At 71.6% G+C, this 13501-nt stretch carries 12 protein-coding genes; 4 read left to right on the top strand and 8 right to left on the bottom strand.

Annotation, left to right across the window (positions count from 1 at the left end; translation table 11 throughout):
* Positions 1-26: 26 nt before the first annotated feature.
* Positions 27-899, bottom strand: a complete 873-nt coding sequence (locus tag SLV14N_RS06620) for a class I SAM-dependent methyltransferase (RefSeq protein WP_263268554.1) — start codon at positions 897-899, stop codon at positions 27-29.
* A gap of 64 nt (positions 900-963) precedes the next feature.
* The gene (locus tag SLV14N_RS06615; RefSeq protein ID WP_263268553.1) at positions 964-1611 is read right to left on the bottom strand and encodes a TetR/AcrR family transcriptional regulator; all 648 of its coding nucleotides are present in this window, start codon (positions 1609-1611) and stop codon (positions 964-966) included.
* 518 nt (positions 1612-2129) lie between these two features.
* On the opposite strand from SLV14N_RS06615, the gene SLV14N_RS06610 reads away from it, so the two are divergent.
* Positions 2130-2945 (top strand): SAM-dependent methyltransferase, encoded by an 816-nt coding sequence (locus tag SLV14N_RS06610; RefSeq protein ID WP_093645434.1) that lies wholly within the window; start codon positions 2130-2132, stop codon positions 2943-2945.
* A gap of 89 nt (positions 2946-3034) precedes the next feature.
* Here SLV14N_RS06610 and SLV14N_RS06605 read toward each other — a convergent pair whose 3' ends face one another.
* The gene (locus tag SLV14N_RS06605) at positions 3035-3943 is read right to left on the bottom strand and encodes a helix-turn-helix transcriptional regulator (protein WP_263268551.1); all 909 of its coding nucleotides are present in this window, start codon (positions 3941-3943) and stop codon (positions 3035-3037) included.
* Positions 3944-4209: 266 nt separating this feature from the next.
* The gene (locus tag SLV14N_RS06600) at positions 4210-4452 is read right to left on the bottom strand and encodes a DUF397 domain-containing protein (RefSeq protein ID WP_208680171.1); all 243 of its coding nucleotides are present in this window, start codon (positions 4450-4452) and stop codon (positions 4210-4212) included.
* A 196-nt stretch (positions 4453-4648) separates the two neighbouring features.
* Between SLV14N_RS06600 and SLV14N_RS06595 the strand changes: the two genes are divergently transcribed.
* Together SLV14N_RS06595 and SLV14N_RS06590 are read left to right on the top strand one after the other, a co-directional pair.
* Complete coding sequence (locus SLV14N_RS06595; RefSeq protein ID WP_208680170.1) at positions 4649-5158, top strand: ATP-binding protein; 510 nt, start codon at positions 4649-4651, stop codon at positions 5156-5158.
* 112 nt (positions 5159-5270) lie between these two features.
* Positions 5271-6173 (top strand): LysR family transcriptional regulator, encoded by a 903-nt coding sequence (locus SLV14N_RS06590; RefSeq protein ID WP_208687744.1) that lies wholly within the window; start codon positions 5271-5273, stop codon positions 6171-6173.
* 126 nt (positions 6174-6299) lie between these two features.
* Here SLV14N_RS06590 and meaB read toward each other — a convergent pair whose 3' ends face one another.
* The 3 genes from meaB to SLV14N_RS06575 are packed head-to-tail and all read right to left on the bottom strand — an operon-like array spanning position 6300 to position 11474.
* Positions 6300-7307 (bottom strand): methylmalonyl Co-A mutase-associated GTPase MeaB, encoded by a 1008-nt coding sequence (gene meaB, locus SLV14N_RS06585; protein WP_208680169.1) that lies wholly within the window; start codon positions 7305-7307, stop codon positions 6300-6302.
* A gap of 10 nt (positions 7308-7317) precedes the next feature.
* Positions 7318-9591, bottom strand: coding sequence for a methylmalonyl-CoA mutase (gene scpA, locus SLV14N_RS06580; RefSeq protein WP_259670157.1), 2274 nt, complete (start codon positions 9589-9591; stop codon positions 7318-7320).
* Positions 9591-11474 carry a methylmalonyl-CoA mutase subunit beta gene (locus tag SLV14N_RS06575; protein WP_208680168.1) on the bottom strand — a complete coding sequence of 628 codons (1884 nt, stop codon included), beginning with the start codon at positions 11472-11474 and terminating at the stop codon, positions 9591-9593. The genes scpA and SLV14N_RS06575 overlap by 1 nt, the downstream gene beginning before the upstream one ends.
* A gap of 222 nt (positions 11475-11696) precedes the next feature.
* Between SLV14N_RS06575 and SLV14N_RS06570 the strand changes: the two genes are divergently transcribed.
* Positions 11697-12971: a DUF4185 domain-containing protein gene (locus SLV14N_RS06570; RefSeq protein ID WP_208680167.1), complete on the top strand. Its 1275-nt coding sequence runs from the start codon at positions 11697-11699 to the stop codon at positions 12969-12971.
* 54 nt (positions 12972-13025) lie between these two features.
* On the opposite strand, the gene SLV14N_RS06565 is transcribed toward SLV14N_RS06570, so the two are convergent.
* Positions 13026-13427 carry a DUF1992 domain-containing protein gene (locus tag SLV14N_RS06565; RefSeq protein ID WP_263268550.1) on the bottom strand — a complete coding sequence of 134 codons (402 nt, stop codon included), beginning with the start codon at positions 13425-13427 and terminating at the stop codon, positions 13026-13028.
* Positions 13428-13501 lie beyond the last annotated feature (74 nt).

The raw sequence follows: 13501 nt of genomic DNA, 5'->3' as shown, positions 1-13501 counted from the left end.
CCGGACAGGGTGGGCCGGCCGAGGGCTCAGCTCTTGACCGCCCGCAGTGCGTACAGCAGCGGAACGATCGGCTCCGACGGCGGAAGGCGCCACCAGCCGTTCTCGGCCGGCACCATCGCATCGAACCGCTTCCAGGGCAACAGCTCGGTCTCCCGCACCAGTTCGACGGTCAGCCCCGCGCCGATCACGGCGGAGATGACCTCCCCGAGCCCGTGCCGCCACTCATAGCTCGTCGTGGCTCCCTGCACCGGCGGACCATCGGTGTAGGTGCACGGCGTATCGCTCCTGAGGGGACCGCGGCCCCCTAAGTAGTCGTTCCGGAGCAGGAGTTCCTGCTGGTCCGGCCCCCCGGCCGGCCCCAGCGAGTCCAGCAGTGGATGGAACTCGACCAGATAGAACATCCCGCCGGGCCGGAGCAGTGAGCTGACGATCCCCGCCCAGGCGGTCAGATCCGGCAGATAGCACAGCGCCCCCTTGCCGGTGTAGACGACATCGAACCGCCGTCCACCGAGCGCCTCCGGGGCCCGGTGCACATCCGCCTGGACGAACTCCATGGTCCGGCCGCCCTCCTCGGCGAGCCGCCGGGCCTCCGCGACCGCCGCCGCTGAGAAGTCGAGCCCCACCGTGTGCGCCGCGCCCCGTTCGGCGAACGCGGCCGTCTCCGTGCCCAGATGGCACTGCAGATGCAGCACCTCCCGCCCGGCCAGTTCGCCGAGATCCGTCCACTCGAACGGCGCGAACCAGTCCTCGGCGGTACGGGAGCCGTCCAGTCCGTAGAACTCGCTGGCCACATGAACCGGGGTACGGGCGTCCCAGTTCGCCTGGTTGGCCAGGACCATCTCCTCGGCGGTGGGCGGGATTCCCGGAAGGGGCGTCAGTTCACTCTTGTTCATGGTCATCCGTCCCTCCTACCCACCGGGCCGGGGAGGCCACCCGTAGGGAACGTCGGGACGGCGGGCGCCTCTACCCCTCCTCGGCCGGTGTCGTCCACACCTCCCCGTCGAGGACATTGCGCATCCCCACCCACACCATGTTCATCAGCCGCACGGTGATCCGCTCCGGGGGCTCGCCGGGATGGAGCACCATCCAGTCGGTGAGCGAGTCCGCCGCCCCGACCAGGGTGTACGCCACGAAGTCGGCCTCGTCGTCGGGGCGGGCGGGGCCGGAGGTCTCCGCGCCGCAGCTCCGGACCAGTCCGGAGACCTCGGTCAGCACCGCCCGTCGGGTCCGCGCCAGCTCCGCCGCTATCGCCGGGCTCAGCTCCGACGCCTGGCGGTGCAGCACGACCCAGCTGTCCGGGTGTTCGGTGACGAAGGTGAAGAACGCCAGCAGCCCCGCCCGCAGCCGTAGCTCGGGGGAGGGCGCGGGGCCCGCCGCGGCCCGGAACGCGGCCACCAGGCGCTCGGCCTCGCGGCGCAGACAGGCGAGGAACAGTCCTTCCTTGGAGTCGAGGTAGAGATAGACCATCGGCTTGGAGATTCCGGCGAGTTCCGCGATCTCGTCGACCGAGGAGGCGTGGTAGCCGCGCTTGGCGAAGACCCCGATCGCCGCGTCGATGATCAGCTGCTCCCGGACCGGCCGGGGGATGCGTCGCCTGCGTGTATCGCTCATTCGTGCCAGCCTACCCCAGCCTTACTGATGAGTAAGTTTACTTCGAAGTAAGGTCACGGGGGAGGGTGCGCCGCTTGCCGGGGCTGCCATCGAGAGGTGTAAAGCGGGGTGACGGTGGTAGGCGACCCCACGCAACGCTCCATTCCGCAACGGCAGTTGTCCGGGTGGCTGCTGAGGCGGACGGATGCGGCAGGGCCCGGGTGTTCCTGGGTCGGGCCCGGACCGCGCGGGGCGTGCCCGGCGTTGGGTGTCGCCGGGAAATGGAACGGGCCGCCGCCTGTGAGTGGCGTGGTGGCGGCCCGTACCCCCCGCATCGGCCGGAATCCTCTCCGCGGCCTGGCCGCCTGTGTGGTGACGCACCGTCACCTCGCAACCGGTCACAAGGAACACTGTCGCTCGTCTGCAACAACCGCCCTCCGCTAGGTATGTTGGGGACTGCGGGGCGTGGTCGTACAATCACGCAACGATCGGCCGCTGCCCCCTGGCTGATGGCTGCCGAAGCGACGGGAAAGTGTGGAATGAGCCAAGAAACGCGACCGCAGTCCAGCGCCGTCGACGTCAGCATCCCGAGTGTGGCGCGGATGTACGACTACTACCTCGGCGGCAAGGACAACTACGCGGTCGACCGCGAGGCCTGCGAAGAGCTGAGCAAGGTCGTACCGAGCACCCAGGTGCTGGCGATCAACAACCGGCGTTTTCTGCAGCGGGTGGTCCGCTGGCTGGCTCGTGAACACGGCATCCGGCAGTTCATCGACCATGGATCAGGCCTGCCCACCCAGGACAACGTCCACCAGGTCGCCCAGCAGGTCGACCCGGATTCCCGCGTGGTGTACGTCGACAACGACCCCATCGTGCTGGCACACGGCCGTGCCCTGCTGGAGGAGAACGCCAACACCGCCGTCATCCAGGCGGACATGCGGGACACCGACGGGATCTTCGGCAGCCCCGAGGTCGAGCGGCTGATCGACTTCGACCAGCCCGTCGCCGCGCTGTTCGTCTCCGTGCTCCACTGCATACCGGACGCCGACGACCCGGCCGGTCTGATCAAGCGGGTCGCCGACCGGCTGGTGCCCGGCAGCTTCCTGGTGGTGTGCCAGCTGGTCAGCGAGGACGCCGCGACCCGCGACTTCGTCACCGAATTCATGCGGGTCAGCACCCACGGGCAGTGGGGCCGGGTACGGCAGGCGCATGAACTGGCCGGATTCCTGGAAGGGCTGGAGGTCCAGGAGCCGGGCCTGGTGGAGGTCTCCACCTGGAAGCCGGACGCGGACATCGGCCCCAAGCAGCTCACCCAGGAGTGGATCGAGTACGGCGGCGTCGCCCGCAAGCCGTAGCGCCGGCACTCCGCGACACGGGAGCGGGGCGGGGCACCCCGGTGGGCACCCCGCCCCGTTTCGCTCCCGCTCCGCCGGCGCCGGGCGGATCAGCTCTCCTGTTTGAGCAGCCGCTCCAGGATCGCCATGGATTCGCGCGGCGACTCGGACTGGGCGCTGAGCCGGTCCATCACCGCGAGGTAATGATCCACATCATCGCGCTTGTCCAGGTAGAGCGCGCTGGTCAGCTGTTCCAGATAGACGATGTCCGGCAGATCCGGCTCCAGGAACCGCAGGATCGTGATCGGACCACCGGCGGCAGCCAGCCCACCGAGGCTGAACGGGGCGATCTGCAGCGTGACATTCGGCAGCTCGGTCATCTTCAGCAGATGTCTGAGCTGACCTGCCATCACCTCCGGCCCGCCGAGCGGGCGGCGCAGTGATGCCTCGTCGATCACCGCCCACACTCGTGGCGCGTCCGCGATGGTCAGCAGCTCCTGGCGCTGTACCCGCAGCTGCACCCGGCGCTCGATCTCCTCGGGCGAGGACCGCGGATGGCCGAGCTGCGCCACCGCGCGGGCATAGTCCGGAGTCTGCAACAGGCCCGGCACGAACTGGACTTCGTAGGTGCGGATCACCGAGGCGGCCTCTTCGAGGCCGATATGCGTCTCGAACCAGCCGAGCAGCACATCGCCGTACTGATGCCACCAGCCGGGGCTGCTGGTCCGGCGGGCCAGCTTGAGGAAGTCGGCGCGGACCGCCTCGTCCGTGACGTTGTAGAGCGTCAGCAGATCGGCGACATCGCGCTCCTTGCAGCTCACCCGGCCGAGTTCCAGGCGGCTGATCTTTGCGTGCGAACCGCGGATGGCGTCCCCGGCGGCCTCCCGGGTGATGCCCGCACCTTCCCGCAGCCGGCGCAGCTGGGTGCCCAGCACAATGCGCAGGACGGTCGGACCGCCCCGCGGGTGGTCGAGATAGCGGCGCAGGGACGGACCGCTGCTCGGCTGCGCGGCACTCATGCCGAAACCCCGCTTCGCTCGGCCCCGCATTCGCGAGGCGCGCACCTTCCCATGATTCGCTCGCCGCGCTCGCTCATGCCGAAACCTCGCCTCGCTGGGCCTCGCATGCACGAGGCGCGCACCTTTTCCTGATGGGCTCGCCGCGCTCGCTCATGCTGGCTCCCCTGAGTGGTCGGGCGAACGCCCAGTGTCCCATCGCCCCCAGGCTGCGTACAGCCGGGGGGATTATCCAGTCGACATATGCGCCAATCGTGGCGGCGTCCGCGTCAGTCCCGGGCGATGAGATCGTCGAAGTCGCCGTCCTTGGCGCCCTGGACGAAGGCCACCATCTCCTCGCGGGTGTAGATGAGTGCCGGACCGGAGGCGAACCGGGAGTTGCGCACCGCCACTCCGCCGTCCGAAAGAACCGCCAGTTCAACGCAGTTGCCACTGGGGTTGCTGCGGCGGCTCTTGCGCCAGACGGCCCCTTCGATGCTGGTCGCCCGCATGCCGTTGCTCACCGACTCCATACCAACTGCTCCCTTGCTGGAGGGCATTCCTCCGACCGATGCCGAGCCTGCGATCACCTTGGCGTGAACGAGCCCCTGTGTCGCCGTACTTACCGATGTAATTGCAGATGCACTTGCACCGGGCGACGGCTGCCGAGGATATTAGCCCTCCGAGGCAGTCCGGCCCAGCCCCGAAATCCCCTTCGCGGAGATGTTGATGACCACACATCCGGCAGAGACCGTGCATGACGCCCTTCGGGAGGAACCGTGTGAGGACGCCTGGTGGGCGCCCGCCCCCGACGGCTTCGCCGCCTGCGCCCTCAGCGGCTCCGCGCGCACCGTGCCGGAAGCCCGCCGGTTCACCCGGGCGACCCTCGAAGGCTGGCAGGTGTGCGCCGGCCTCGCCGACGACGCGGTCCTGGTCGTCTCCGAACTCGTCAGCAACGCCCTGCGCCACGGCCTCCGGGGCCCCGGACCGGGCGACGAGGGGGCCGCGGCCCCCGTCCCCTTCTGCAGCGCCTGGCTGGCGCTGACCCGGCAGGAGACCACCGTGCTGTGCGCGGTCTCGGACGCCGGCCCCGGCGCCCCCGTCATCAAGCCCCAGGACGCCCTGGCGGAGTCCGGACGGGGTCTGTACATCGTCGACCGGCTGAGCGACTCCTGGGGCTGGACGCCCCCCGACCGGTCGGGGAAGACGGTCTGGGCGACGATGTCGATGCGCGGCTGAGACCTGCCCGTACGGGACGCTGCGCCGGCCTCTCGTGCAGAACGGGTCGTGGATCTGCCGTATGTGACGATTCCCGGGTCGCCGTTACATGAGCGGAAGGCCCGAGAAACCGATGGATCTGCTGTCCCTGCGCTACTTCCGGGCGGTCGCGCGCCGGGAGCACATCAGCCGGGCCGCCGAGGAACTACGGGTGGCCCAGCCCTCGGTGAGCCGGACGATCGCCCGGCTGGAGGCCGAGCTGGGCGTGCCGCTCTTCGACCGGCACGGCCGTGCCATCCGGCTCAACCGTTATGGCGCCGCGTTCCTGACCCGGGTCGAGCGGGCGCTGGACGAACTCGACGACGCCCGCCGGGAAATGGCCGATGCGGCCGGACTCGACGACGGCGGGGTCGCGGTCGCCGCCGAGACCCTGCTGCCCCTCACCGAGCTGCTGGCGGGATTCCGTGCCGCCCACCCCGGCGTCACCGTCCGGTGCCTCCAGTCCACCCCCGAGGTGATGCGGGAGTATCTGCGCGCCCGGGAGGTGGACTTCTGCATCGCCTCGCAGCCGCTGGCCGGACCCGGTCTGGGCGCGGTGCGGCTGTTGCGTGAGGAGGTGCTGCTCACGGTCCCGGCCGGGCATCCGCTGGCCGGCCGGGAACGGGTCACGGTCGAGGAGATCGCGGAGGAACCCTTCATCACCACCCGGCCGGGCCACTGGCAACGGGCGCTGCTGGACCGGCTGTTCACCGCGATCGGACGCCGCCCGGTGATCTCCTGTGAGGGCGATGAACCAAGCGCCACCCACTTCATGGTCGCCGCCGGTCTCGGCATCGGCCTGATGCCCGCGCTGGCCCGCGCCGACCTCGCCTCGGTGCCGCTCGCCTGGCTGCATCTGGACGCCCCCGACTGCGTACGGATCCTGAGCCTGGTCCGGCGCGAGGGCGGCTATCTCTCCACGGCCGCCGCGCACTTCCGGGACCTGGCCGTCGCGCACTTCGCCGAGAGGGCGCAACGGGTCGTATCGGCGAGGTAGTTGAGGCGGCCTCGGGGCCGCTCTCGCGGGAGGGGTGGGATGAGCGGGCGGGGCGCCCGCCGTGCCCCGGCGCCGAAGCACCGGGTACGGCGGGCGCGGAAGCGGAACTACCGCCGGCGCCCGGCGCTATGCCTCTCCCGGCGCACGGTCCGCCAGGCCGAAGGCCGTCAGCAGCCGTTCGGCGGCCAGTGTCGCGGTGATCTCGCCGTCGCGCACCGCGCGTTCGACCTCCGGACCCAGTCGGCGCACCTCGGGGTGTTCCTGCAGGCGGTCGATCAGCCGCTCGCGCACCATCGACCAGGTCCAGTCGACCTGCTGGGTACGGCGCCGCTCGGCCAGTGCGCCCGTGGACTCCAGCAGGGTGCGGTGCTGCTCGACCCGCTCCCAGACGCCCTTCAGACCGGTGCCCTCGCGGGCGCTGCAGGTCAGCACGGGTGGGGTCCAGGCCGCGTCCGGCGGCTGCAACAGCCGTAGCGCACCGGCCAGTTCGCGGGCCGCCGAACGGGCGTCGCGCTCGTGCGGGCCGTCGGCCTTGTTGACGGAGACCAGGTCCGCCAGCTCCAGCACGCCCTTCTTGATGCCCTGGAGCTGGTCGCCGGTGCGCGCCAGGGTCAGCAGCAGAAAGGTGTCGACCATGTTGGCGACGGTGGTCTCGGACTGGCCGACGCCGACCGTCTCCACCAGGATCACGTCATAGCCCGCCGCCTCCATCACCACGATGGACTCCCGGGTGGCCCGTGCCACCCCGCCCAGCGTGCCGGACGTCGGGGAGGGCCGGACGAACGCCGCCGGGTCGGTCGCCAGCCGCTCCATCCTGGTCTTGTCGCCCAGGATGGAGCCGCCGGTACGGCTGGAGGACGGGTCGACGGCGAGCACCGCCACCCGGTGCCCCATCCCGGTCAGCAGCGTGCCGAGCGCGTCGATGAAGGTCGACTTGCCGACACCCGGCACCCCGCTGATGCCCACTCTGCGGGCCGAACCGGAGTACGGCAGCAGCTCGATCAGCAGCCGCTGGGCCGCCGCCCGGTGGTCCGGGCGGGTGGACTCGACCAGGGTGACGGCGCGGGCGATCCAGGCACGGGAACCCGCCCGGACACCCTCGGCGTACCGTTCGACATCGATCGTCGCAGGCATGACCCCCCGCTCAGAGCTCGTGGCCGAGGACCGACGCCAGGTCCCGCACCAGATCGTGGGCGGCCTCGGGGATGACCGTGCCGGGCAGGAAGACCGCGGCGGCGCCCATGTCCCGCAGCGGCTGCACATCCTGCGGCGGGATCACCCCGCCCACCACGATCGTGATGTCCTCGCGGTCCTCCGCCGCCAGCGCCTCCTTCAGCGCGGGCACCAGGGTGAGGTGACCGGCGGCGAGCGAGGACACCCCGACGATATGGACGTCCGCCTCCACCGCCTGGCGGGCCACCTCGGCCGGCGTCTGGAACAGCGGGCCGACATCCACGTCGAAGCCCAGGTCGGCAAAGGCCGTGGCGATCACCTTCTGGCCGCGGTCATGGCCGTCCTGGCCCATCTTGGCCACCAGGATGCGGGGCCGGCGGCCCTCGGCGCGCTCGAACTCGGCCACCAGCGCCCGGGTGCGCTCCACACCGGAGGAGGGGCCCGCTTCGTCTCGGTACACACCGGAGATCGTACGGATCTGGCCGGAGTGCCGCCCGTAGACCGACTCCAGTGCGTCCGAGATCTCACCGACGGTCGCCATGGCGCGGGCCGCGTCCACCGCCAGCGCCAGCAGATTGCCCTCCAGCCCCTCACCGGGACCGGACTTGGCCGCCGCGGTCAGCGCCCGCAGCGCCTCCTGGCAGGCATCCTCGTCCCGCTCGGCACGCAACCGCTTGAGCTTCTCGATCTGCTGGGCGCGCACCGAGGAGTTGTCGACCTTGAGGACCTCGATCTCCTCGTCGGTCTCCACCCGGTACTTGTTGACGCCGATCAGCGCCTGCCGCCCCGAGTCGATCCGCGCCTGGGTACGGGCCGCGGCCTCCTCCACCCGCAGCTTGGGAATGCCCGCGTCGATGGCCTTGGCCATCCCGCCGGCCGCCTCGACCTCCTCGATGTGCTGCCAGGCCCGCTGCGCCAGATCGTGGGTGAGCTTCTCGACGTACGCACTGCCGCCCCACGGGTCGATGACCCGGCAGGTGCCCGACTCCTGCTGCAGGAACAGCTGGGTGTTGCGGGCGATACGGGCGGAGAAGTCGGTGGGCAGCGCGAGGGCCTCGTCGAGGGCGTTGGTGTGCAGGGACTGGGTGTGCCCCTGGGTGGCGGCCATCGCCTCCACACACGTCCGCGTGACGTTGTTGAACACGTCCTGCGCGGTCAGCGACCAGCCCGAGGTCTGCGAATGGGTGCGCAGGGAGAGGGACTTGGGGTTCTGCGGGTCGAAGCGCTGCACCAGGCGTGCCCACAGCAGCCGGGCTGCCCGCAGCTTGGCGATCTCCATGAAGAAGTTCATGCCGATCGCCCAGAAGAACGACAGCCGTGGCGCGAAGGAGTCCACATCCATGCCCGCCGCGATCCCCGCGCGCAGGTACTCCACCCCGTCGGCCAGGGTGTACGCCAGCTCCAGGTCGGCCGTCGCGCCCGCTTCCTGGATGTGATAGCCGGAGATCGAGATGGAGTTGTAGCGCGGCATCTTCTGCGAGGTGTACGCGAAGATGTCGGAGATGATCCGCATCGAGGGCTGCGGCGGATAGATGTAGGTGTTGCGGACCATGAACTCCTTGAGGATGTCGTTCTGGATGGTCCCGGCCAGCTTCTCGGGCGGTACGCCCTGTTCCTCCGCGGCCACGATGTAGAGCGCCAGCACCGGAAGCACCGCGCCGTTCATCGTCATCGACACGGTCATCTTGTCCAGCGGGATGCCCTCGAAGAGCTGCCGCATGTCATAGATCGAGTCGATCGCGACGCCCGCCATGCCGACATCGCCGGTCACCCGGGGGTGGTCGCTGTCGTAGCCGCGGTGCGTGGGCAGGTCGAAGGCGACCGACAGGCCCTTCTGGCCGGCGGCGAGATTGCGCCGGTAGAAGGCGTTGGACTCCTCGGCGGTGGAGAAGCCCGCGTACTGCCGGATCGTCCAGGGCTGGTTGACGTACATCGTCGGGTACGGGCCGCGCAGATACGGCGTGATACCCGGGTAGGTCCCCAGGAAGTCCAGACCGTCGAGGTCCGCCTCGGTGTACAGCGGCTTGACGTCGATGCCCTCCGGCGTCTCCCACGTCAGATCCGCCACGCCCTTGCCGGTGGCCTGCTGGACGGCCGCGGCCCACTCACCGGCCCCGCCGGCGGCGTCCGTGGTGACCGGGCCCCCGAGTTCGACCGTGCTGAAGTCCGGGATGGTGCCCTCGGGCGCCGAGGAACCGTGCGGCGGCCCGCCGACGGCGCCCGTCTGCTGCGTCGTCTCCTCCATCACGCCACCTCCATGACATCCAGGGCCGAGGACAGCACCTCGACCGCGTCGCAGCCCGTGAAGACGAAGGAGTCCACACCGGCCGCTACGAATTCGTCCCGCTGCCCGCGCGGCTTGCCGGCCAGGTGCACCCGCAGCGCCCCCGCCGACTTCAGCGCGGCCGCCACGGCCGCCCCCTGCTCGCCGTACACCGCGTCGCCCGCACACAGACAGGCGATCCGCGCGCCACTGCGGGCGAACGCCTCGGCCACCGACTCCGCATCCACCGGCGCGGGCTCGGCGACCGTCTCGATGCCGCCCGCCTGGAACAGATTGGCGGCGAACGCCACCCGCGCGGTGTGCGTCGCGACCGGGCCCAGCGCGGCCAGGAAGACCTTCGGGCGGGCGCCGCTCGCCGCCAGATGCGCATCGGAGCGCGACCGCAGCCGCTCGAACGTATCGTCCCTGCGCACCCGCGGCAGCCCCCCGCCGATCGGCGCGGGCGCCGGCTCGCGGTTCACCGGCGGCTCGGCGAGGTGCGGGAACTCACTGACCCCGGTGATCGGTTCGCGCCGGTGGGCGAGGTCCTCGGTACGGCGCTCCCAGGTCTCGGCCAGCCGGCCGGCGATCATCCCGGAGCGCAGTGCAGCGGCCTGGCCACCGGCCCCCTCGATCTCCTGGAACCACGCCCAGGCCGCACGGGCCAGCTCATCGGTGAGGCTCTCCACGTACCAGGAGCCGCCCGCCGGGTCGATCACCTTCGACAGATGCGACTCCTCCAGCAGCACGGACTGGGTGTTCCGGGCGATCCGGCGGGCGAACGCGTCGGGCAGGCCCAGGGCGGCGTCGAACGGCAGCACCGTCACCGCGTCGGCGCCGCCCACTCCCGCGGACAGCCCGGCGACCGTGGTGCGCAGCATGTTCACCCACGGGTCCCGACGGGTCATCATCACCGTGGAGGTGACGGCGTGCTGGCGCTGCGCGGACGCGGCGGGGGAGGCCCCGCACACCTCGGCGACCCGCGCCCACAGCCGGCGGGCCGCGCGCAGCTTGGCGATCGTCAGAAACTGGTCGGCGGTGGCGGCGTAGCGGAACTCCAGCTGCCGGCAGGCGTCGTCGATGCCGAGGCCGGAATCCGTCAGCTGCCGCAGATAGGCGACGCCGGTGGCCAGCGAGGTGCCCAGCTCCTCGGCGGCGGAACCGCCCGCCTCGTGGTACGCCAGCGCATCGACGGCCAGCGCCCGCACACCGGGTGCCTCGGCGGAGCAGCGCGCTGCCATCCGGGCGGCCGACTCCAACTGGACGCGCAGCTTGGCGTCGTCGCCCGTACGGGCCAGCAGGCCGAGCGGGTCGGCGCCCAGGCAGCCGGCCGCCTCGCGCACCGGCGCACCGGACGCGGTGTACAGCCGCAGCAACTCCTCGGCGGCCGCCGCGAAATCGGCACCCGCGTCCAGGACCACCGCGGCGAGATCCAGATAGACCCCCCGCAGCGCCCGCTCCAGACCGGCCACCGGCACCCCGCCGTCGCCGACGGTCAGCCAGACCGAGGTGACGCCGTTCTCCAGATCGGCCAGGACCGACTCGTTGGCGCGCTCGGGCTCGGTGTGGACATGGCGCTGGCGTACGTCCCACCCGGCGACGGTCGTGCCCTCGGGCCGGCCGGCCCGTACGAACGGCGGGAAGCCCGGGTGGCCCGGGGCGGCCGTACCGTCCTCGGCGGTATAGAGCGGGCGGACGCGGATGCCGTCCTGGAGATCGGTGGCGAGCGCGTCCTCGGCGGCGGCGCCCGTTGCTTCTGCGACGCCCGATTTGCGCAGCACACCTTCGACGAGGCGCTGCCACTGTGCGCGGTCGGCATCCGGGAAGGCTGCGGCCAGGGGGAGTTCGGGGGACTCGGCGGTCATGGCAGCAGGCTAGGCGAACGACCGTTAGCTGGAGCAGGGGCTCCAGCTGTGACGTTGCACTCGTTGACCGCGCAGAAATGTTGATATCCATGGGCCGGATGGGGCAGGTGGGGCGGGTCGCCCGTATCGCGCGGAGTCGTCATGTGACCCACGGGCCGTGCCTCGGCAGGGGCGTCGGTGCAGGTTCAGTACGGTGGGCGCGGCACCCGACCGAGGAGCGCGATGCCCAAGGCGCCGCTGACCCGCACCGTGACCGCCGCCACGCTGCTGCTGGCCGTCGCCGCGCTCCTCTGGGCGCTTCCACGGCCCGGCGCCCCCGGCCGCGCCGCGGACTGCGCCGGACGCCGGATCGTCTCCTGGTCCGCCGATTCCCGGCATACCGCGGAATTCGCCCGTTACGGCAATGACAACACCCGGACGGACGACTGGACCGGCGGCGACGGCACCCACTCGGTGCGGCTCCCCGACGGCCGGACGCTCTGGCTCTTCTCCGACACCTTCCTCGACCGCATCCAGGCACCGCCCAACCCACAAGGGGAGAACCGTCGTTGGCGCACCGCCGACACCGGCGGCCCCCCGTTCCTGCGACACAACTCCGCCGTGGTGATGTCCCGTTCGGGCCGGCTGGAGCGCACCCTGACCGGCGGCACCGCTGCCGCCCCCGGGCCGTTCTTCCCCGACCCGCCCGGCGGCGGCTGGCGCTGGCCGGTCCGCGCGAGCGTGGAGCCCCGCAGCCCGGGATCGCCCGAAAAAGTGGTCCGTGTCCTGCTGTGGAACCGCGCCCCCGGCACCGGACCGTGGATCTTCGGCGTGCCGCGCGGCACCGAGGTCGCCACGCTCTCGCTCCCCGGCCTGCGCCTGGAAGGCATCGCCCCGGCCGTCGGCCCGAGCCCGGCGGACCCGGGCCGGCGGGTCCTCTACGGTGCGGCGGCGGTCCGCGACGGCGGCTGGACCTATGTCTTCGGCAGCGACGACCCGCCGTCGTCACCGGCCTCCAGCGCCTATCTCGCCCGGGTCCCGGCCGGGCGGCTCGGGGACCGCGGAAGCTGGCGGTTCTGGGACGGCGCCCACTGGCAGCGGCGGGCCGGGCGGGCCGGGCCGGTGCTGCGGGACGGCGGCCGGCGCGGCGTGGGCAGCGCCTTCACCGTCGTCCGTGACGGCCCCGCCTGGGTGCTGATCACCATGGACGCCGGGGGCGGCGGTGCGGCCGGGATGCGGTCCCTCACCAGCTACTGGTCCTGCTCACCCCACGGCCCGTGGCACGGGCCGAACGGCCGGCTCACCCCGCCCCGCCCACCGGCCGCCGACCCGCAGTACGTCGCCGCCTACAACCCGCAGGCGCATCCCGAATTCAGCGCGGACGGCGCGCTCGTGCTCAGCTACGACATCAATTGGCTCGGTCCGCCGGGCGTCCCGGCCGACCCCCGGCTCAACGGCGATGTGGATCTGTACCGGCCGCGGTTCCTGCGGGTCCGGACGGGCCCCGCCGGGCGGTGAGCCGGGGCGCGTGGTCCGGCGGCCGGTCCGCGCGCTCGGCCGGCCTCCGGTCATTCAACTCCCGTGCCGCTCCTGCCACTTACGGGCCACCTCGTCGATGTCGAACGGTACGAGGTTCAGCGGCGGGCCTTCGAGCGGGGTGCGGAGCGCCGCGCTGATGCGCTCATTGACCGCCGTCAGGATGCGGCGCAGCGCCGTCTCGGTGGGAGCGGCGGCCGCGGCCTCCAGGGCGTCCTCCGCCTCCTTGCGCAGGGCGAGGGTCGGCGGCAGGTAGGAGAGGTGCTCCCGGTGCATCTTTTCCTTGATCCACCACATCTCGTCATACGGCTGGTCGAGATGGGGGAGGGGCTTGCCGGCGCCCGCGAGGCCGGCGAAGTCGCCGCGCTCCGTCGCCTCGCGGATCTGCTTGTCGATCCAGGTCTCGAAGGTGACACCGGGGGGTTTGCGCTCGGTCATCGCGTGCGTCTCCCGAGGGTTCAGGGGCCGTTCGGCCGATCTGCACCGGGCGGTGTGCCAGGAAGGTGCGTGCC

Origin of the sequence: Streptomyces sp. Je 1-4 4N24, from assembly GCF_026239515.1 — a bacterium.
Classification (GTDB): domain Bacteria; phylum Actinomycetota; class Actinomycetes; order Streptomycetales; family Streptomycetaceae; genus Streptomyces; species Streptomyces nigrescens.
The sequence above is the reverse complement of the archived record's forward strand: the minus strand, read 5'-3'. Positions and strand labels throughout refer to the sequence as shown.